At 58.9% G+C, this 20,970-nt stretch carries 19 protein-coding genes; 17 read left to right on the top strand and 2 right to left on the bottom strand.

Annotated features, from left to right (window positions below; genetic code table 11):
• The first annotated feature begins 292 nt into the window (after nt 1-292).
• Nucleotides 293-865: a cytochrome b gene (locus RHM68_RS14500; protein ID WP_322215824.1), complete on the top strand. Its 573-nt coding sequence runs from the start codon at nt 293-295 to the stop codon at nt 863-865.
• Nucleotides 866-979: 114 nt separating this feature from the next.
• Here RHM68_RS14500 and RHM68_RS14495 read toward each other — a convergent pair whose 3' ends face one another.
• Together RHM68_RS14495 and RHM68_RS14490 are read right to left on the bottom strand one after the other, a co-directional pair.
• Nucleotides 980-1,591, bottom strand: coding sequence for a glutathione S-transferase (locus RHM68_RS14495; protein ID WP_322215821.1), 612 nt, complete (start codon nt 1,589-1,591; stop codon nt 980-982).
• A 73-nt stretch (nt 1,592-1,664) separates the two neighbouring features.
• Nucleotides 1,665-2,585, bottom strand: a complete 921-nt coding sequence (locus tag RHM68_RS14490; protein ID WP_322215819.1) for a MurR/RpiR family transcriptional regulator — start codon at nt 2,583-2,585, stop codon at nt 1,665-1,667.
• A 310-nt stretch (nt 2,586-2,895) separates the two neighbouring features.
• On the opposite strand from RHM68_RS14490, the gene RHM68_RS14485 reads away from it, so the two are divergent.
• From RHM68_RS14485 to RHM68_RS14410, 16 genes are all read left to right on the top strand, one after another.
• Nucleotides 2,896-4,833, top strand: coding sequence for a bifunctional 5-dehydro-2-deoxygluconokinase/5-dehydro-2-deoxyphosphogluconate aldolase (locus RHM68_RS14485; RefSeq protein ID WP_322215817.1), 1,938 nt, complete (start codon nt 2,896-2,898; stop codon nt 4,831-4,833).
• An 80-nt stretch (nt 4,834-4,913) separates the two neighbouring features.
• A complete protein-coding gene (gene iolE, locus RHM68_RS14480) occupies nt 4,914-5,804 on the top strand; it encodes a myo-inosose-2 dehydratase (RefSeq protein WP_322215815.1) in 891 nt (296 codons plus the stop codon).
• Nucleotides 5,804-6,613: a 5-deoxy-glucuronate isomerase gene (gene iolB, locus RHM68_RS14475; protein ID WP_322215813.1), complete on the top strand. Its 810-nt coding sequence runs from the start codon at nt 5,804-5,806 to the stop codon at nt 6,611-6,613. The genes iolE and iolB overlap by 1 nt, the downstream gene beginning before the upstream one ends.
• 30 nt (nt 6,614-6,643) lie before the next feature.
• Nucleotides 6,644-8,146, top strand: coding sequence for a CoA-acylating methylmalonate-semialdehyde dehydrogenase (locus RHM68_RS14470; protein ID WP_322215811.1), 1,503 nt, complete (start codon nt 6,644-6,646; stop codon nt 8,144-8,146).
• A gap of 25 nt (nt 8,147-8,171) precedes the next feature.
• On the top strand, nt 8,172-8,993 hold the full coding sequence (locus tag RHM68_RS14465; protein ID WP_322215810.1) for a TIM barrel protein: 822 nt from the start codon (nt 8,172-8,174) through the stop codon (nt 8,991-8,993).
• A gap of 50 nt (nt 8,994-9,043) precedes the next feature.
• Nucleotides 9,044-10,975: a 3D-(3,5/4)-trihydroxycyclohexane-1,2-dione acylhydrolase (decyclizing) gene (iolD, locus tag RHM68_RS14460; RefSeq protein ID WP_322215808.1), complete on the top strand. Its 1,932-nt coding sequence runs from the start codon at nt 9,044-9,046 to the stop codon at nt 10,973-10,975.
• Between the two features lie 43 nt (nt 10,976-11,018).
• Nucleotides 11,019-12,029: a Gfo/Idh/MocA family oxidoreductase gene (locus RHM68_RS14455; RefSeq protein ID WP_322215806.1), complete on the top strand. Its 1,011-nt coding sequence runs from the start codon at nt 11,019-11,021 to the stop codon at nt 12,027-12,029.
• A 66-nt stretch (nt 12,030-12,095) separates the two neighbouring features.
• A complete protein-coding gene (locus tag RHM68_RS14450) occupies nt 12,096-12,956 on the top strand; it encodes a sugar phosphate isomerase/epimerase (protein ID WP_322215804.1) in 861 nt (286 codons plus the stop codon).
• 58 nt (nt 12,957-13,014) lie between these two features.
• Nucleotides 13,015-14,067, top strand: a complete 1,053-nt coding sequence (locus tag RHM68_RS14445) for a Gfo/Idh/MocA family oxidoreductase (protein ID WP_322215800.1) — start codon at nt 13,015-13,017, stop codon at nt 14,065-14,067.
• 144 nt (nt 14,068-14,211) lie between these two features.
• Complete coding sequence (locus RHM68_RS14440) at nt 14,212-14,382, top strand: hypothetical protein (RefSeq protein ID WP_322215799.1); 171 nt, start codon at nt 14,212-14,214, stop codon at nt 14,380-14,382.
• Between the two features lie 52 nt (nt 14,383-14,434).
• Nucleotides 14,435-15,361 (top strand): sugar ABC transporter substrate-binding protein, encoded by a 927-nt coding sequence (locus RHM68_RS14435; protein WP_322215797.1) that lies wholly within the window; start codon nt 14,435-14,437, stop codon nt 15,359-15,361.
• Between the two features lie 70 nt (nt 15,362-15,431).
• Nucleotides 15,432-16,997: a sugar ABC transporter ATP-binding protein gene (locus RHM68_RS14430; RefSeq protein WP_322215794.1), complete on the top strand. Its 1,566-nt coding sequence runs from the start codon at nt 15,432-15,434 to the stop codon at nt 16,995-16,997.
• 57 nt (nt 16,998-17,054) lie between these two features.
• Nucleotides 17,055-18,077, top strand: a complete 1,023-nt coding sequence (locus RHM68_RS14425) for an ABC transporter permease (RefSeq protein ID WP_322215792.1) — start codon at nt 17,055-17,057, stop codon at nt 18,075-18,077.
• A 327-nt stretch (nt 18,078-18,404) separates the two neighbouring features.
• Nucleotides 18,405-18,809, top strand: coding sequence for a TraR/DksA family transcriptional regulator (locus RHM68_RS14420; RefSeq protein WP_322215790.1), 405 nt, complete (start codon nt 18,405-18,407; stop codon nt 18,807-18,809).
• A gap of 217 nt (nt 18,810-19,026) precedes the next feature.
• Nucleotides 19,027-20,643 carry a methyl-accepting chemotaxis protein gene (locus RHM68_RS14415; protein WP_322215788.1) on the top strand — a complete coding sequence of 539 codons (1,617 nt, stop codon included), beginning with the start codon at nt 19,027-19,029 and terminating at the stop codon, nt 20,641-20,643.
• 119 nt (nt 20,644-20,762) lie between these two features.
• The gene (locus RHM68_RS14410) at nt 20,763-20,966 is read left to right on the top strand and encodes a hypothetical protein (RefSeq protein WP_322215786.1); all 204 of its coding nucleotides are present in this window, start codon (nt 20,763-20,765) and stop codon (nt 20,964-20,966) included.
• Nucleotides 20,967-20,970 lie beyond the last annotated feature (4 nt).

The following is a 20,970-nucleotide window of genomic DNA, read 5'->3' as shown; positions in this document are numbered from 1 at the left end:
TCGAGCCGCACCAGCGCTGACCTGTGCGGCGGCGTAACGCCGATAACGGTAGAGCGCGTGACCTCACAAGTACAGCGTTGCACCGATGATTTTTTTCAGCGCTCAAGGTGTCCGTTATCGAATGCCTGAGGCCGGCGAACGATCATATTCCGGTTCGTTGGCAGTCTGTTGAGGCTTCTTCAGATTGCCTTAAGACTTTGCGGGCAGGGTAGCGTCTGCCGGTTCGGTGACAGGCCGGATCGAGGCTGTGCGAATCAGTCGGCAGTCGGCAATAACGTTCACGAGGCTCTTCATGACCCGAGATTCAGTAAGACAACGCTATGGAAAACTGTCGATGACTTTGCATTGGCTAATGCTGGCGCTATTTGTTGGTGTCTACGCCTGCATCGAAATCAAAGGGCTGCTGCCCCGTGGAAATGCCGCAAGAACCCTGTTTCTGGGGCTGCACGGGCTGTTCGGGGTGAGCATTTTTGTATTGGTCTGGGTCCGTTTACTTGGGCGTCTGACGCCGCGTCCGCCGATTACCCCGGCGCCACCGAGCTGGCAAACCGGCGTTTCACACCTGATGCACCTGGCGCTCTACGGACTGATGATTGCCACGCCGTTGTTGGGTTGGTTGATGCTGGCAGCGGCAGACAAACCGATGCCCTATTTCGGTTTCGCGTTGCCGGCGCCAGTGGCGGTTGATCCGGACCTGGCCAAACAGCTCAAGTATTGGCACGAATTGCTCGGCAGTACCGGCTACTGGCTGATCGGTTTGCACGCGGCGGCGGGACTGTTCCATCACTACTGGGTGCGTGATAACACCTTGGCGCGGATGTTGCCGTGGCGATCCGCCGCCGGTGTCAAACACCGTCAGGGATAATCGCCAACCCGCTGCTGACCGGCGTCGCAGGTGTTGGCGCTGGTGTTGAATTTTCTTCAATGCCGTGGCTCAGGTGTCAGCAGTGGTTAGCGCTCGCGTCCGATGCACAGGGCCTCAGGTCATAGGGGTGCTGAGGAACGCCTCAAGCTTTTCCGCATATGCAGTGAACTGGCTGATTTGCGGGAAGTGCGCGGGCTCCACTTGATCCGGCACCACCAAACGGGTGAAGCTCCAGGCCACCGCCACCGTGAGGCCATCCTGAGCAATCGAGCCATCGGTTTTCAGCGGGTGTTTTGTCAGCGCTTGCTCCAGGGCTAAATAAGCTGACGCCAGTTGGCCTTCTACCCGTTCGACCCATGGCTGGTGCTGACTCTCGACGGGTCGCAAGTGGCGTTCGTAATAAAGCTGAACCGATTTTTCGCAAGCGGCCAATGCCAGTCCGATCAACTGCAATGACCGCACCCGCTGCTGAAGATCACTCGGCATCAGGCTCCTGCCGGGCCCTGCCAGCGCCTCCAGGTAATCGATAATCAGCGTCGAATCCATCAACACATTGCCGTCATCCAGCAAAAGCGTCGGGGCCTTGACCACTGGGTTGATCTGCTGGAATTGCTGGAAATGCCGAAACACCGAAACCGCCTCGTGGTCCAGGTTAATGCCCAGGCATTTGGCAGAAATGGCCACGCGTCGCACATAGGGCGAATCCAGCATGCCGATCAGTTTCATAGAGCCTCTCCTTCCGTTGGCGATGTTGCGATGAACGACCTTAGCTGAGGTTCACGGACCTGCAACCACGGCGCTAATCGTCGAAACCGACCTGTTCATGAATCTCATCGACCTTTAACTCCAGTCGATACGCCACGGCGATAAACAAGGCCTGGCACAGGCACAACGTCGCACTTAACGAGCGAAATGCAAACGAGCTACCTTCGTTGACCAGCAACACTGTGCTCGCACGTTTAGCCAACGGTGAAAGGTTGCTGTCGGTGATGATCAGGGTTTTGGCCTGATGGTGTTGCGCTATGCGCAGGCAATGCTGGGTTTCTTTGCCGTAGGGCGTGAAGCTGATGGCGATCACCAGGTCATTGGCGCGCACGCTGCGCATCTGCTCGCGGTAGCTGCCGCCAAGCCCGGAGACCAAGTGAATGCGCTTGTTGGTGTGTTGCAGGTTGTAGACCAGGTAATCGGCCACGGCGAACGAGCGGCGCACCCCGACCACGTAGATGTTGTCCGCGTTGACGACAAGGTCCACGGCCTTGTCGAAAGCCGCATCGTCGAGCTCCAGCCCTAGTCGCTCGATGCCCGACAGGGTGGCGTCGATGCACTCGCGTGCCAGGTCGCCGCCGCTGGCTTTCTGCGACTTGTTGGCAATCATGCTGCGAATGCGCTGCTGGTAGTTCTGTACCGGCGTGGTTTTGTGGGTGTAGGCCTCGCGGAACAAGGCCTGCATCTCGCTGAAACCGCTGAACCCGAACCGTTGGGAAAAACGCACGATCGCCGAAGGATGCACTTCGCACTCACGGGCGATGTCGCTGATGCGATCGACCATGATCCGGTCGCTCTGCTGGCTCATGTAGCTGGCGATGCGTTTGAGTTGGCGCGGCAGGCTTTCGTATTCGTTGGTGATCAGTTGCAGCAGACGCTCGGCATTGATCGGGGGGCTGGCGAGTTCGCTCTCAGGCGTGTTCTCGGTCGTAGCCGGCTGATCGGTGCGGGACATAAAAAATCCTTCTGGCGTGTTCTCACAGGAATGACAAGCAGCTCATCCGCTGACAATAGGTGGGCTGTGCGCAGTCTACAGGGTAGGCCGGAATAAAATCTTGAGCTTGCAGTGGGCGCTGCGCCTGCTGAATCGATGCACCGCGTCTGGAGCGCTCGCACAGGGGCTTATTGGAAAAAATATTCCACGTAAAAATTATATAGAATAAATATTGATTATTCGGCCCTGCTCGTTTTAGTCTGCATCCACCAAGAACGTTCGGCGCGGCCATCGCCCTGAACGCAGGCTGATAAAAATAACAGGAGCCAGCATGGGCCAGACTCGTTTTGCCAATGGGCGTCAATTGGATTTGATTTGCCTGGGGCGCCTTGGCGTCGACCTTTATGCGCAGCAAGTCGGGGCGCGGCTTGAGGATGTCTCAAGCTTTGCCAAATACCTCGGTGGTTCTTCTGCGAACATCGCCTTCGGCACCGCTCGCCTGGGGCTCAAATCAGCCATGCTGAGCCGGGTGGGCGATGATCACATGGGGCGCTTCCTCCTCGAATCTCTGGCCCGCGAAGGCTGCGATGTCAGCGGCATCAAGGTCGATCCGGAGCGCCTTACCGCGATGGTCCTGCTGGGCCTCAAAGACCGTGAAACCTTTCCTTTAGTCTTTTACCGCGAAAACTGCGCTGACATGGCGCTGCGGGCCGAAGACATCAGTGAAGCGTTCATCGCTTCCAGCAAAGCGTTGCTGATCACCGGCACCCACTTCTCCACTGACGGCGTGTACAAGGCGAGCATCCAGGCGCTGGAATACGCCGAGAAACATGGCGTCAAACGCGTTCTCGACATTGATTACCGCCCCGTGCTCTGGGGCCTGGTGGGCAAGGCGGACGGCGAAACGCGCTTTGTGGCCGACCAGAACGTCAGCCAGCACGTGCAGAAAATCCTGCCGCGTTTCGACCTGATTGTCGGCACCGAAGAAGAGTTTCTGATTGCCGGCGGTTCCGAGGATTTGCTCACCGCGCTGCGTAATATCCGGCGCATGAGCGCAGCCACGCTGGTGGTCAAGCTCGGTCCACAAGGTTGCACGGTGATTCACGGGGTGATTCCGGTCCGTCTCGAAGACGGCGCGATCTATCCCGGCGTTCGTGTGGAAGTGCTCAACGTGTTGGGGGCGGGCGATGCGTTCATGTCTGGTTTTCTTGCCGGTTGGCTTGAAGACGCCAGCGACGATCGTTGCTGCCAGTTGGCCAATGCCTGCGGCGGGCTGGTGGTGTCGCGTCATGCGTGTGCCCCGGCGATGCCGACGCGTGCCGAACTCGACTACTTGTTCAACAGCCCGGAGCCGATCACCCGACCGGATCAGGACGCCACGCTGCAACGCCTGCATCAGGTTAGCGTGGCGCGTAAACAGTGGAAGCAGCTGTTCATTTTTGCCTTCGATCATCGTGGGCAATTGGTCGAACTGGCCCACAAGGGCGGCCGCGATCTGAGCAGTATCTGTGAACTCAAACAGCTTTTTATCAAAGCGGTGGAGCGGGTCGAAGCCGATTTACGCGGTCAAGGCATCGATGCCGATGTCGGCTTGCTGGCCGATCAACGCTTCGGCCAGGACTCGCTGAACGCCGCCACCGGTCGTGGCTGGTGGGTGGCGCGCCCGGTTGAGGTACAAGGCTCGCGGCCGTTAGCCTTTGAACATGGGCGCTCCATTGGCAGCAACCTGATTGCCTGGCCGCAAGAACAAATCATCAAGTGCCTGGTGCAATTTCACCCGGATGACGAGCCGCTACTGCGCCTGGAGCAGGAAGCGCAGATCAAGGGTTTGTATCAAGCTTCCCAGGTCAGTGGTCATGAGCTGCTGCTGGAGATCATCCCGCCCAAGGATCACCCTTCGGCCCATCCCGAGGTGCTCTATCGTGCGCTGAAACGCCTCTACAACCTGGGCATCTACCCGGCGTGGTGGAAGATCGAAGCGCAAAGTGCCGAACAATGGAAACAGCTCGACGCGTTGATTCAGGAGCGCGACCCGTATTGCCGCGGCGTCGTACTGCTGGGCCTGAATGCCCCGGCGGCGGCCCTGGCCGAAGGCTTTAAGCAAGCGAGCCAGAGCCAGACGTGCCGTGGCTTCGCGGTCGGCCGGACGATTTTCCAGGAGCCGAGCCGCGCCTGGATGGCCGGTGAAATCGACGATGAGGCGCTGATTCATCAGGTGCAGCGCACGTTTGTCGAACTGATCGATGCCTGGCGCGCAGCCCGGGCCTGAACCCATGCGCGAGCAGGCTCGTTCCCGCAAGGGGCCTGTGTCGGTCTTACAGCTTTGTAAAAACAATAATAGGTGCAGCCATGCCCGCTATCCGAATTGGCATCAACCCGATCTCCTGGAGCAACGACGACCTGCCGTCTCTCGGCGGCGAGACGCCGCTGAGCACCGCCCTCAGCGAAGGCAAGGAAATCGGTTACGAAGGTTTTGAACTCAACGGCAAATTCCCCAAGGACGCCCAAGGCGTCGGCGATGTGCTGCGGCCTTACGGTCTGGCGTTGGTTTCCGGTTGGTACTCCAGCCGTCTGGCTCGCCGTTCGGTGGCCGAGGAAATCGACGCCATCGGCAGCCATGTCGAACTGCTGGCGAAGAACGGCGCTAAGGTATTGGTCTACGGCGAAGTCGCTGACTCGATTCAAGGCCAGCGCATTCCGCTGGTTGAGCGTCCGCGTTTCCACACCGAGCTAGCCTGGCAGGAATACGCCGACAAACTCACCGAACTGGCGCGTTTTACCCTGTCCCAAGGTGTGCGTCTGGCGTACCACCATCACATGGGCGCCTACGTCGAATCCCCGACTGACATCGACAAGTTGATGGCGCTGACCGGCAGCGAAGTCGGCCTGCTGTTCGATTCCGGCCACTGCTACATGGGCGGCGGCGAGCCTTTGCAGGTGCTGCGCAAACACATCGAACGGATCTGTCACGTGCATTTCAAGGACGTGCGCAAACCGGTGGTGCAACTGGCGCGCAACAACCTCTGGAGCTTCCCGGATTGCATCATTAACGGCACTTTCACTGTGCCCGGCGATGGCGATATCGATTTTGGCGCCTTGCTCGACGTCTTGCTGGCCGCTGATTATCACGGCTGGCTGGTGGTTGAAGCCGAGCAAGACCCGGCAGTCGCCCCCAGCTATGCCTATGCCAAGAAAGGCTTCGACACCCTGCGTGGGTTGCTCGACGCGAGGAGTGTGTGATGAGCCTGCTGGTCAAGAGCAATGCCCGAGGCCGGACCATGGTCGAGTTGGGCGAAAATGAGCTGGAATACGTTGGCTTCGCCGCGTATCGCCTGAGTCTTGGCGAAACCCTGCCGGTTGCAGCGGGCGATAAAGAACTGTGCCTGGTGCTACTCAGCGGGCGCGTCAGCGTCCACGGCGAAGCGCCGGGGCAGGGCGCGTTCAACTGGGACAACCTCGGTGATCGCCAATCGGTGTTCGAGGACAAATCCCCGTTCGCCGCCTACTTGCCTCCAGGCAGCCACGCTCAAGTGGTTGCGCTGAGTGACGTGCAAATCGCCGTCTGCGCCGCCCCCGGCTCAACCGCTGAAAACCTCGGGCCGCGTCTGATCAGGCCTGAAACCATGAAGCGTAGCGTGCGCGGCAAGGGCGCCAACACTCGGTACGTCTGCGACATTCTGCCGGACACCGAGCCCGCTCATTCGCTGCTGGTGGTGGAAGTGCGCACGCCGTCCGGGCATTCGTCGAGTTACCCGCCGCATAAGCACGACACCGACAACCTGCCACACCAGAGCTTTCTCGAAGAAACCTATTACCACCAGGTCAACCCGCCCCAAGGCTTCGTCTTCCAGCGGGTCTACACCGACGACCGCAGCATCGATCAGGCCATGGCCGTGGAGAACAGCGACCTTGTGGTCGTCCCCAAAGGCTATCACCCAGTCAGCGTGCCCTACGGTTACGAGTCGTATTACCTGAACGTGATGGCCGGCCCGAAACGTGTTTGGCAGTTCCATAACGATCCGCAGCACAGCTGGCTACTGGATCTCTGAATTCGACCTTTTGCACGGAGAACAAGAACAATGAGCAACGCCCCGGTTTTAGGCCATTACATCGATGGTCAGGTGCAAGACACCGGCAGTGAGCGGTTCAGCAGCGTGTTCAACCCGGCCACCGGCGCCGTCCAGGCACACGTCGGTCTGGCCAGCCAAAAGATTGTCGACGAAGCGGTTGCCTCAGCATTGAAAGCTTTCCCTGCCTGGTCTGAGCAATCGTCCCTGCGTCGCTCGCGGGTGATGTTCAAGTTCAAGGAACTGCTCGACCGCCATCACGATGAGCTGGCAGAAATCATCAGCCGCGAACACGGCAAAGTGTTCTCCGACGCCAAGGGTGAAGTGACGCGCGGCATCGAAATCGTCGAGTACGCCTGCGGTGCGCCAAACCTGCTGAAAACCGATTTCAGCGACAACATCGGCGGCGGCATCGACAACTGGAACCTGCGCCAGCCGCTGGGCGTTTGCGCCGGGGTAACGCCGTTCAACTTCCCGGTGATGGTGCCGCTGTGGATGATCCCGCTGGCGCTGGTCACCGGTAATTGCTTCATCCTCAAGCCGTCCGAACGTGATCCGTCGGCCAGTTTGCTGATGGCCCGCTTGCTCACCGAAGCCGGGTTGCCGGACGGCGTGTTCAACGTGGTTCAGGGCGACAAAGTCGCAGTGGATGCCTTGCTGCAACACCCGGACATCGAGGCGATTTCCTTTGTCGGTTCGACGCCGATTGCCGAGTACATCCATCAGCAGGCCACCGCTCGCGGCAAGCGCGTACAGGCGCTGGGCGGGGCGAAGAACCACATGATCGTGATGCCCGACGCCGATCTCGATCAAGCTGCCGACGCCCTGATTGGCGCAGCTTACGGCTCGGCCGGTGAACGCTGCATGGCGATCTCGATTGCCGTCGCAGTCGGTGATGTCGGCGATCAGTTGATTGCCAAACTGCTGCCACGTATTGATCAACTGAAAGTCGGCAACGGTATGCAGGGTGACAGCGACATGGGGCCGCTGGTCACCGCCGAGCACAAAGCCAAGGTCGAGGGTTTTATTGATCAAGGCGTGGCCCAGGGCGCGCAGTTGATTGTCGATGGCCGCCATTTCAAGGTGCCCGGCGCCGAGAACGGTTTCTTCGTCGGTGCGACGCTGTTCGATAACGTCACGACCGAGATGAGCATCTACCAGCAAGAGATCTTCGGCCCGGTGCTGGGCATCGTGCGGGTGCCAGATTTTGCCAGTGCCGTCGCGTTGATCAACGCCCACGAATTCGGCAACGGTGTGTCGTGTTTCACCAGTGACGGCGGCATTGCTCGTGCGTTTGCCCGCACGATCAAGGTGGGCATGGTCGGCATCAACGTGCCGATTCCGGTGCCGATGGCCTGGCATTCGTTTGGTGGCTGGAAGCGCTCGTTGTTCGGCGACCACCACGCCTACGGCGAAGAAGGCATTCGTTTCTACAGCCGTTACAAAAGTGTGATGCAGCGTTGGCCCGACAGCATCGCCAAAGGCCCGGAATTCAGCATGCCGACCGCCCATTAACTCACCCCTGCGGAGAACAAAAATAATGAGCAAGCCCCTGCGTTTCGCCCTGAACCGTATGGTCGCCCCCCGTTTGTCGCTGCCGGCGTTCATCGAGTTGGCGGTGAGCCTTAAGGCCGACGCCATCGAGATCCGCAACGACCTTAAAGGCGTTGAGATCGAAGACGGCACCGCGCCTGAAAAGGTGCGTGAATTGTGCGCGGCCAAAGGCATCACCGTGCTGTCGATCAATGCGTTGTACCCGTTTGATGTGTGGAATGACGAGCGCCGTGCCCAGGCCTTGAAGCTTGCCGCGTATGCCCGTGATTGCGGCGCGCAGGGGCTGGTTATGTGCCCGTTGAATGACCGTTCGGATACGCGCGGCGAAGCGCAACGCGCTTCGGGTTTGCGCACGGCGTTGACTGCGTTGGCGCCCATCCTGCGTGACCACGGGATTCTCGGTTTCATCGAACCACTGGGTTTCGAAGAGTGCTCGCTGCGCCGCAAGCGCACAGCGGTGGACGCGATCAAAGCCGTCGGCGGGCTGGATGTGTTCCGGCTGGTGCATGACACGTTCCACCATCACCTGGCCAGCGAGCAGGAATTCTTCCCTGAGCTGACCGGACTGATGCACATTTCGGGTGTCGAGGATGCCGACGCGCCGCTCAACAGCATCCGCGACGGCCACCGCGTGCTGGTGGGTGAGGGCGACATCCTTGGCAACGCCGCGCAGATCGAAACCTTGCTGGGCAGCGGTTACAGCGGCTACCTGTCGTTCGAGCCGTTTGCCGACAGCGTGCAGGGTCTGGCGGATATCGAACAGGCAATCGGCGCGAGCATGGATCACCTGCAAAAAACTCAAGGCTAATGAAGATGCCCTGTTCCACAGAGGTTTCTTCGTTTATTGAAGGATCGGTTATGACCACAACACGACTGACCATGGCCCAGGCTTTGGTGAAATTCCTCGATAACCAGTACATCGAGGTCGATGGGGTTCAAAGCAAATTCGTCGCCGGGTTTTTTACCATTTTCGGCCACGGCAACGTACTCGGTCTGGGCCAGGCGCTGGAGCAGGACAGCGGCGACCTGATCGTCCATCAGGGTCGCAACGAGCAAGGCATGGCTCACGCCGCTATCGGTTTCGCCAAACAGCATCTGCGGCGCAAGATTTACGCGTGCTCGTCATCGGTCGGTCCCGGCGCGGCGAACATGCTGACCGCTGCCGCGACTGCCACCGCCAACCGTATTCCATTGTTACTGTTGCCTGGCGATGTCTACGCTTGTCGGCAGCCGGACCCGGTGCTGCAACAGATCGAGCAGTTCCACGACCTCAGCATCAGCACCAATGATGCTTTTAAAGCGGTGAGCAAATACTGGGACCGCATCAACCGTCCTGAGCAACTGATGAGCGCCGCGATCCACGCCATGCGCGTGCTCACCGATCCCGCCGAAACCGGTGCTGTGACCTTGGCCTTGCCGCAAGACGTGCAAGCCGAAGCCTATGACTATCCGGATTATTTCCTGCAAAAACGCGTTCACCGTATCGAGCGTCGCCCGGCCACAGACGCGATGCTGAGGGATGCGTTGGCGCTCATCGAGGGCAAGCGCAAACCGCTAATCATTTGCGGTGGCGGGGTCAAGTATTCCGGTGCCAACGCAGCCTTGCAGGCGTTTGCCGAGCGCTTTGATATTCCGTTCGCCGAAACCCAAGCGGGCAAAAGTGCGGTGGTGTCCAGTCATCCGCTGAACGTCGGTGGCATAGGTGAGACCGGTTGCCTGGCGGCCAATCTGCTGGCGAGAGAAGCTGACTTGATCATCGGTATCGGCACCCGCTACAGCGACTTCACCACGGCATCGAAGTCGCTGTTTCAGCACCCGGACGTGCAGTTTCTCAACCTCAATATCAGCCCGTGCGATGCCCTGAAACTGGACGGCGTGCAACTGCTGGCAGACGCCAGAACCGGTTTGCAGGCGCTGGGCGAAGCGCTGGGTGATTACCGTTCAAGCTGGGGCGATCAACCCCGCCAGGCCAAGGCGAAATTGGAGGAGGAGGTCGACCGGCTCTATCAAGTCGACTATCAATTCAAGGATTTTGTCCCGGAAATCAACGACCACATGGACCCGGCAGTCTTGCGCGAATTCATCGAGCTGACCGGTTCCTGCCTGACTCAGAGCCGCGTGCTCGGCGTGCTCAACGAAACCCTGGCCGACGACGCGGTGATCGTTGCCGCCGCCGGCAGCCTGCCGGGGGACTTACAGCGCAGTTGGCGCAGTAAGGGCGTGAACACCTACCACGTCGAATACGGTTATTCGTGCATGGGCTACGAGGTCAACGCCGCTCTCGGCGTGAAACTCGCCGAACCGGAGCGTGAGGTCTATGCGCTGGTCGGCGATGGCTCCTACATGATGCTGCACTCGGAGCTGGCGACCTCGATTCAGGAGCGACGCAAGATCAACGTGGTACTGCTCGATAACATGACGTTCGGCTGCATCAACAACCTGCAAATGGAACACGGCATGGACAGCTTCGGCACGGAGTTCCGTTTTCGCAATCCAGAAACAGGAAAGCTCGATGGCGGTTTCGTCCCCGTGGATTTCGCCATGAGTGCGGCGGCTTATGGCTGCAAGACTTACAAAGTGAATACGGTTGAAGCGCTGCAAGCAGCACTGGCTGATGCGCGGTTACAGACGGTGTCGACGCTGATCGATATCAAGGTTCTGCCCAAGACGATGATTCACAAATACCTGTCGTGGTGGCGGGTCGGCGTGGCGCAAGTCTCCACCAGCGCCCGCACCGACGCGGTGGCCAAGACGCTGAACGAACGACTGGCCAAGGCCCGCCAGTACTGATTGCCCCTGAAAACCAACAACAATTTTTCACAGGAGAATCTACATGTCTTTGAAGCTGGGAGTTATCGGCACCGGAGCCATCGGCCAGGACCATATCCGTCGTTGCAGCCAGACCTTGCTCAATAGCCAGGTCGTTGCCGTCACCGACATCAACGTGCAGCAAGCGGCCAAAGTCGTTGCTGATTTGAAGCTGACGGCCGAGGTTTACCCTGACGGCCACGCGCTGATCAAATCGCCCGAAGTCGAGGCGATCCTGGTCACCTCATGGGGCCCGAGCCACGAAGAGTTCGTATTGGCTGCGATTGCCGCCGGCAAACCGGTGTTCTGCGAGAAACCCCTGGCCGTCACCGCCGAAGGCTGCCGCAAAATCGTCGAAGCTGAAGTGGCCCACGGCAAACGCTTGGTGCAGGTCGGCTTCATGCGTCCATACGATGAAGGTTATCGCGCCCTCAAAACGGTGATCGACAGTGGCCAGATCGGCGAGCCGCTGATGCTGCACTGTGCGCATCGCAACCCGACCGTGGGCGAAAACTACAAGACTGACATGGCGATCACCGACACGCTGATCCATGAGCTGGACGTGCTGCGCTGGTTGCTTAACGACGATTACGTCTCGGTGCAGGTGGTGTTTCCACGTAAGACCAGCAAGGCCCATGCTCACCTGAGAGACCCACAAATCGTTCTGCTGGAAACCGCCAAGGGCACGCGCATCGACGTGGAGGTGTTCGTTAACTGCCAATACGGCTACGACATCCAGTGCGAAGTGGTAGGGGAGACCGGCATTGCCAAACTGCCTGAGCCTTCCCAGGTACAGATGCGCAGCGGGGCAAAGCTGTCGAGTGCCATTCTGATGGACTGGAAGGACCGGTTTATCGCGGCGTATGACGTCGAGTTGCAGGCGTTTATCGACGGCGTTCGAGCCGGTCAGGTGGGTGGCCCGTCCGCATGGGACGGTTTCGCCGCTGCCGTCGCGGCAGACGCCTGTATCGAAGCGCAAAACAGTGGCCAGATCATCAAGGTCGGCCTCCCGGAGCGCCCACGCTTCTACGGCTAATCCGTTTAATGATCATTCTCACGCTGCGCGTGGGAATGATCATTGTCAGGTGAGGGAGAGCAACCAATGCGCATCGCACTAGACCCCTACATGTATCGCAACCTGTCCCTGGGCAAGATGGTCGATAAGGTCGCCGAACTCGGTTACGAACACATCGAACTGTCGCCCCGTGAAGACTTCCTGCCGTTTTACAAAGCGCCACGGGTCGACAAGGCGCGGATCAGGGAGTTTCGCAAAGTCCTGAGCGACGCCGGGGTCAAACTCTCATCGCTGTTACCGATGTACCACTGGGCGGCGGCCGATGAAGGATTGCGAGTTGCAGCAGTACGCAATTGGAAACGGGCGATTCAGATCGCCGTGGAAATGGACTGCGAACTGGTCAACACCGAGTTCACCGGCCAGTCGGACAACCCGCTGGTGTGCGAGAACCAGTTCATGCGCTCCATGGACGAGTTGATGCCCGAATTTGAGCGCGAAGGCATCAAACTCGATATCCAGGCGCATCCGTATGACTTTTGCGAGCGCAACAACGAGTCGGTGGACATCATCCGCGGGCTGGATCGCGACTGGATCAACTACCTCTACGCGGCGCCGCACACGTTTTTCTACGACGACGGCGTCGGTGACGTCGCCCCGATGCTCAAGTACGCCGGCTCGAAACTGACGCACCTGATCATCGCTGACACCTACAACCACAAGGCGTCTTCGGGGTTGCGCTACATCGTCAACCCGCCAGGCGTCACCGCCACCGTGCATCAGCACCTGGACATCGGTCAGGGCGAAGTTGATTGGCAGGCGTTTTTTGGCACCCTGCGCGACATCCAGTTCGACGGTATCGCCACGGTCTCGGTGTTCGCCTGGGAAGACCGGCCGGACGAGTCCAACCGGATGATGCTGGAGCGCGTAACCCGCGAACTGTGCCAATAACCCGTAACCGATCATTCCCATGCAGCGCGTGGGAACGATCAAAAGAAGGAATGTATACATGCGTATCGGACTTGTCGGTTACGGCCATGGCGGCCGGTTTTTTCATGCGCCGCTGATTAGCAGTTTGCCGGGCGCCACGTTTGTCGGTGTGGTCACCCGCTCAGCGGAGCGCCGACAGTTGCTGGTCACCGAACACCCCGGCGTGCCGGCATTCGACAGCATTGGCCAACTGGTGGAGGCCGGAATCGATGTGCTGGTGATTTCCACGCCACTCAAGGGCCGACCGGCGCTGGTGCTCGATGCTATCGAGCACGGCGTGGCCGTGGTCAGCGACAAACCGTTCGCCGCCGATGCGCAACAAGCGCAAACCCTGATCACCATGGCCGAACGCCAGGGCGTGCGGCTGAGCGTCTACCAGAACCGTCGCTGGGATTCGGACTTCCTCACCGTGCGCAAACTCATTGAGTCGGGCGCGCTAGGGCAAATCACTCGTTTCGAGTCGCGGGTCGAACGCTACTCGCCGCGTTCAGTGAACAACGCCAGCGGCGGCGGCTTTTTGCGCGATCTCGGCAGCCATCTGGTGGATCAGGCGCTGCTGCTGTTCGGTCCTGTGGCAAAAGTCTATGCCGAACTGGACTACCTGGATAAAGATCAGGTCTTCGACAACGGTTTCTTTATGTGCCTGACCCACGCCAGCGGCGTGATCTCGCACCTGGGCGGCAGTTGCCTGCAAAACATCCCGGGACCGCGCTTTCGGGTCACTGGCACTCAGGGTTGCTACAGCGTCGATGGACTGGACGGGCAGGAAGCCTCGGCGCTGGCCGGGATGTCACCCCAATCTGAAGGTGAACGCTGGGGGGTGGAAGAACATCGGCGTTGGGGCTGGTTCGAACACGGCGAGGTGCGCGAGCGCGTGCCCTCCGAGCGGGGTTGCTGGCAGCAGTTCTATGTGCAGCTACAAACCGCGTTACAGAGCGGTGGCCCACTGCCGGTGGAGCCCCGTGATGCACTGGCAACCACTCGCGTACTGGACGCCGCACGACTCAGCTTCGAGCACGGAGAAGTGATGGAGTTGACCTCGTTTGACAGCCATGGAATGAAAACAGAATAAAATTCTAAAATGAGTTGATATAGAAATTATTTTCCAATAAAGTCATTTCCAGGTTGCCGACGATCAACGTCCAATCTCGCTCAAGTCAACATTGAGCGGGTGCAGGACGAACCAAAAACAAGAATCAAAAGCCAGGTACTGTCGATGAAAACCGTCCACTGCGTTCTGCCTGTTCCACGTCTTGTGCAACACCTCTTTCGCGACCTGCCTCGCGCCTCGTTCCTGTTCGTTACCCGCTTGCTGTGCGTTGAACGCAACGGCGCCCTGGTCTGCTGTATTCCAGGCGCACCGATTGTCCGTTTGCCCGCTGACTGAATGCGTCACGCCTTATCCATAAAACCAACAAAAATGTGGAGAAAGACTTTTCATGAAGACCCAGATCCGTTTCACCGCACTTGCCCTGTCCCTGATGTTCGCCAGCGGCGCTGCCCTGGCCGACATGAGGATCGGCGTCAGCATGTCCCAGTTCGATGACACGTGGCTGACCTACCTGCGCGAATCCATGGACAAAAAAGCCAAGTCCTACCCCGATGGCGTGAAATTGCAATTCGAAGACGCTCGCAGTGATGTGGTCAAGCAACTGAGCCAAGTGGAAAGCTTCATCAGCCAGAAGGTCGACGCCATTGTGGTCAACCCCGTTGATACTGCGGCGACCAAAAAAATCACAGAAGCCGCCGTCAAGGCTGGCATCCCGCTGGTCTACGTCAACCGTCGCCCGGATGACCTGAAGCTGCCAAAAGGCGTGGTGACCGTCGCTTCCAATGACCTGGAAGCCGGCGAAATGCAGATGCAATACCTGGCCGAAAAAATGGGTGGTAAGGGCGACATCGTGATTCTGTTGGGCGACCTCGCCAACAACTCCACCACCAACCGCACCAAAGGCGTAAAAGAGGTGCTGGCCAAGTACCCGAACATCAAGATCGAGCAAGAGCAAACCGGCACCTGGTTACGCGATAAAGGCATGACTTTGGTCAACGACTGGCTGACCCAGGGCCGCAAGTTTGATGCGGTCGTGGCCAACAACGACGAAATGGCCATTGGTGCCGCGATGGCCCTGCAACAGGCAGGCGTTGAGAAGGGCAGCGTGCTGATTGCCGGTGTCGATGGTACGCCGGACGGTTTGAACGCGATCAAGAAAGGCAACATGACGGTGTCGGTGTTCCAGGACGCGAAAGGTCAAGCGGACGGTTCGATCGACACCGCGGTGAGAATGGCCAAGAACGAACCGGTTGAGCAGGCCGTGTGGGTGCCATACCGCTTGATCACCCCGCAAAACGTCGACACGTTTAAATAGTCAGTCCGTTCAATAACAACAATAAGCACGCAAGGTTGCGCCTGCGACCTTGCTGATGGAGTACCTGATCATGTTCGCTTCAGCGACTGCTTCGAGCGCCCCGTTGGTGGGTATCCAGCCAACCGCAACACCTGTCGATGAGCCGTACCTGCTGGAGATCGTCAACGTCAGCAAGGGTTTTCCGGGCGTGGTGGCCTTGTCCGAGGTGCAGCTTCGGGTGCGCCCCGGTTCCGTGCTTGCCCTCATGGGCGAGAACGGCGCGGGTAAATCGACCCTGATGAAAATCATTGCCGGCATCTACCAGCCGGACGCCGGTGAACTGCGCCTGCGGGGCAAGAAGGTGACCTTCGAAACGCCTTTGGCGGCGCTCCAGGCCGGGATCGCCATGATCCATCAAGAACTTAATCTGATGCCGCACATGAGCATTGCCGAGAACATCTGGATCGGCCGTGAGCAGCTCAACGGCTTGCACATGGTTGACCACCGGGAAATGCACCGTTGCACTGCCAAACTGCTGGAGCGTCTGCGGATCAACCTCGATCCCGAGGAGCACGTCGGCAATCTGAGCATCGCCGAGCGGCAGATGGTCGAAATCGCTAAGGCGGTGTCCTACGACTCTGACATCCTGATCATGGATGAACCGACCTCTGCCATCACCGAAAAGGAAGTCGCCCACCTTTTTTCGATCATTGCCGACCTCAAGAGTCAGGGCAAAGGCATCATCTACATCACCCACAAAATGAACGAAGTGTTCGCCATCGCCGATGAAGTAGCGGTGTTCCGTGATGGCGCCTACATCGGCCTGCAACGGGCTGACAGCATGGACGGCGACAGCCTGATCTCGATGATGGTCGGCCGCGAATTGAGCCAATTGTTTCCCGTTCGCGAGAAGCCGATCGGCGATCTGCTGCTGTCTGTGCGCGACCTCAAGCTCGACGGCATTTTCAAAGGTGTTTCCTTCGACCTGCATGCCGGGGAAATCCTTGGGATTGCCGGGTTGATGGGCTCGGGGCGAACCAACGTCGCCGAGGCGATTTTCGGCATCACGCCCAGCGACGGTGGCGTGATGCGTCTCGACGGCCAGGTTGTGCGCATCACCGACCCACACATGGCGATTGAGAAGGGCTTTGCCCTGCTGACCGAGGATCGCAAACTCAGTGGCCTGTTCCCGTGCCTGTCGGTGCTGGAGAACATGGAGATGGCGGTGTTGCCACATTACGCCGGTCACGGCTTTGTCCAGCAGAAAGCCTTGCGGGTGCTGTGCGAAGACATGTGCAAAAAACTGCGAGTAAAAACCCCGTCGCTGGAGCAGTGCATCGACACCTTGTCTGGGGGTAATCAGCAAAAGGCCTTGCTGGCCCGCTGGCTGATGACCAACCCGCGCATCCTGATTCTCGACGAGCCCACTCGTGGTATCGACGTGGGTGCCAAGGCTGAGATTTATCGGCTCATTGCTTATCTCGCCAGCGAAGGCATGGCGGTGATCATGATTTCCTCGGAGCTGCCTGAAGTGCTGGGCATGAGCGACCGAGTGATGGTCATGCATGAGGGCGATCTGATGGGCACCCTCGATCGCGATGACGCGACCCAGGAACGGGTGATGCAATTGGCCTCGGGCATGTCCTCGGTTCACTAATTGATGCCGGCAGTGGCTGCAGCTGTTGCCAGCGACGCGAAAGAAGGGTGAGTGGTTATGAACGCGATACTGGAAAACAAACCAGCAACGGCACCGGTCAAGAGTCGCCGGCGCTTTCCGACCGAGCTGAGTATCTTTCTGGTGCTGATCGGTATCGGCCTGGTGTTTGAAGTGTTCGGCTGGATCGTGCGCGACCAGAGCTTCCTGATGAACTCACAGCGCCTGGTGCTGATGATTTTGCAGGTGTCGATTATCGGCTTGCTGGCCATCGGTGTGACCCAAGTGATTATCACGACCGGTATCGACCTGTCTTCAGGGTCGGTGCTGGCGCTGTCGGCGATGATCGCCGCCAGCCTGGCGCAGACGTCGGACTTCGCCCGGGCGGTGTTTCCGTCCTTGACCGATTTGCCCGTGTGGATTCCCGTGATCGCTGGCCTTGGGGTCGGGTTGCTGGCGGGGGCAATCAACGGCAGCATTATCGCTGTCACCGGCATTCCTCCATTTATCGCCACCCTTGGGATGATGGTCTCCGCTCGCGGTCTGGCGCGGTATTACACCGAAGGCCAACCGGTCAGCATGCTGTCCGACTCCTACACCGCCATTGGCCATGGCGCCATGCCGGTAGTCATTTTCCTGGTGGTGGCGGTGATTTTCCACATCGCCCTGCGCTACACCAAATACGGCAAATACACCTACGCCATTGGCGGCAATATGCAGGCGGCACGCACGTCCGGAATCAACGTCAAGCGTCATCTGGTGATTGTCTACAGCATCGCCGGGTTACTCGCTGGCCTCGCCGGGGTGGTTGCGTCGGCGCGGGCAGCGACCGGGCAAGCCGGGATGGGCATGTCATATGAACTGGATGCGATTGCGGCCGCAGTCATTGGTGGCACCAGCCTGGCGGGCGGCGTAGGTCGCATCACCGGCACAGTGATCGGCGCGTTGATTCTGGGGGTGATGGCCAGCGGGTTCACCTTTGTCGGCGTGGATGCTTATATCCAGGACATCATCAAGGGTTTGATTATTGTGGTGGCGGTCGTCATCGACCAGTACCGCAATAAACGCAAACTCAAGCGCTAAATTCGGACAAAACCGTAAAATGCGCCACGCCTGACCCGCGTGGCGTAGCCGTTTGTCTTCTATATACAGCCGCTGTATTGAATTTCTTGCTATAAACGCACTCCGATGACCGCCACAAAGGCTGCCATAGCGCACTTTCCGGGCCTTGTCGGGCACTTTCGTTGTCTTTTCAGTTGCTGAGGCCTCAAGTCGGCCTTAGACTGCCGCCCCTCGTAAATTGAGTGCCGGGTGGCGCTTGGAATAAACGGCGCCTTTCCGAGGGCCGACTCAGGTCCGCCGGAACGCTCCCTAATTCGCCTTAATGCACGTTTTTTTATAGAGATATCAATGACAAAGGACAAGTTGCTGGCCATGCCGGCGGATGACTACATGAATGCCGAGCAACATGCTTTTTTCCACGAGCTGTTGCAGAACATGAAAATCGAAACTCACGAGCGCATTGAGCAGAACCGCATTGCCATCGAAAGCCTCGACACTCCGGCCGATCCGGCTGACGCAGCGTCGGTTGAGGAAGAACGCACGTGGCTGGTGAATGCTATCGACCGCGACCAGCGCATGCTGCCGCAGTTGGAGCAGGCTCTGGAACGTATCAAAGAAGACAGCTTTGGCTGGTGCGACGACAGCGGCGAGGCCATTGGCCTGAAGCGCCTGCTGATCAGCCCGACCACCAAGTACTGCATCGAAGCTCAAGAGCGTCACGAGCAAATCGATAAGCACCAGCGTCAGGCCTGATTCCGTAGCGCCCTGATCGCGGGCAAGCCCATCCCCACAGGTTCAATGCGCACCGTGTGGGGATGGGCTTGCCCGCGATGCTTTTTGCCGTCTGCGAAAAATCTCACACACTTCTTTTGACCTGCTGCAATATCCGCGACTAACGGACCGTAGATAATGGCCCAATAGTGGCGTTTAATGCAGGCACAACAATTAGAAGTCGGATGGGGTGACGAAGATGACGAGAGACGGATCTCTGGTTGGGCCAGTGCCTACACCAGCGCCCGCAGCAACGCTGGCCGCGAAAAACCGCTGGATGACCCCCACGTTGCAAAGCATCGCTTTGATGCTGTTGCTCTGTGGCATGGTGTTGGGTGGGTGGTCCCTGTATTTGGGCCTGCCGTTGGCGGTGCTGATCATCTGGTTACCGCGCTTGCGTTCACGCCCGACTCCTGATTCAGCCCCTGCGCAAAGCATCAGTGCAATCTCCGAGCTGACCCGCGACCTTTCCTACACCACCAGTCACAACGCGCTGTCCGCCGCCGGCGTGGCCTTCTCGGTCAAGCAACTGGCCGACAAGCTGCAATCGCAACTCGGTGCTGCCGCCCGGATCGTCAGTAACGCCGAAGTCATGATCGCGACCGAACACGCCACCTCGACACTTAGCCGCCAAGCCCTCAGCGCGGCCAGCGAGGCTCATCAGAGCAGCGCCGCAGGGCATTCGGAGTTGATCGAGTCAATTGCTCTCATGCACCAGCTCAGCCAGCGCGCGAATGCCAGCCGTGAACTGATCGAGGCCTTGAGCCTGCGCAGTGATGACATTCAGCGGGTGACCCTGGTGATCCAGTCCATCGCCAGCCAGACCAATCTGTTGGCACTGAATGCGGCCATTGAAGCAGCCCGTGCCGGAGAGCATGGTCGCGGCTTCGCGGTGGTGGCGGATGAAGTGCGTGGGCTGGCCGCGCGCACGGCGTCGGCCACTGGCGAAGTGGGTGGAATGGTCGCCGACATTCAGCAGCGTACCGCGCAAGTGGTCGAGCAAATTCGCCAGCTCTCCAGTGACCTGGACATCGGTGTCGGGCAAGTCGAGCACACAGGCCAGCACCTGGAAAATATCGCGCGCCTGGCCGCCAATGTCGAACATCAGGTTGGGGAAATCGCCTTGGGCGCTGACACCAACCGTGAACAACTGGACAGTCTGTTTCAAGCCATTGAGCAAATGCGCAGCGATTTGGCAATCAGTGACCAGCAGACCCAACGTCTGGCCCAGGCAGCGGTGCAGATGGAAGGTCAAGCCGAAAGCATCAGCGAACGTTTGGCTGAAGTTGGGCTGGACGACTATCACCAGCGGGTTTACGACCTCGCCCGTGAAGGCGCCAGCCAGATTGCCGCGCGTTTTGAAGCGGACATCGATCAGGGTCGTGTCAGTCTCGATGACCTGTTTGATCGCCATTATCAGGCGATCCCCAAAACCCAGCCGGCCAAGTTTCAGACGCGTTTCGATGGCTACACCGATCAAGTCTTGCCGGCGATTCAAGAGCCGTTGTTGCCGCGTCACGAAGGCTTGGTGTTTGCCATTGCTTGCACTCAGCAGGGCTATGTGCCGACCCATAACACCGTTTTCACCCAGCCACTGACCGGTGATGTGCAGGTCGATACGCTGCAAAACCGTACCAAACGCAAATTTGCCGACCGTACCGGCGTGCGCTGTGGCAGCCATCAACAAGCGGTACTGCTGCAAACCTATACCCGCGACACCGGAGAACTGATGCACGATCTGTCAGTACCGATCATGGTCAAGGGCAGGCATTGGGGTGGTTTACGCTTGGGTTACAAACCGCAGAAGCCACGCTGACACGCCGATTGTTACGCTTCGTGTAACGAAGCTGTACATATAGCTTGCTGTTTCCTCGTGATTCAAATCATTAACATGCCGACATAGTTAGGCGGCTAATGAATATTCGAGGGGGCAGCATGCAAAGCAAAGTCGATGTCGCGGTGATGATTGGCAGCGGAGTGCCCGCCAGTTTGCGCGCAGTGGGCCAGAGTGTTTGCTGGGTGGTCTTGCTCAATGGTGAACGCCGGGGGACGGCGTTTTCCAGTCGCGATGAGGCTGAAGCCTGCAGGGCCGCCTGGTTAGCGCAATTAAGCGGCAAACGGCCCGACAGTCTGCACTGATTAA

Origin of the sequence: Pseudomonas sp. DC1.2 (assembly GCF_034351645.1) — a bacterium.
In the GTDB taxonomy this organism is placed as follows: domain Bacteria; phylum Pseudomonadota; class Gammaproteobacteria; order Pseudomonadales; family Pseudomonadaceae; genus Aquipseudomonas.
Note: the sequence above shows the minus strand (reverse complement) of the source record. Positions and strands in the feature narration are given on the sequence as shown.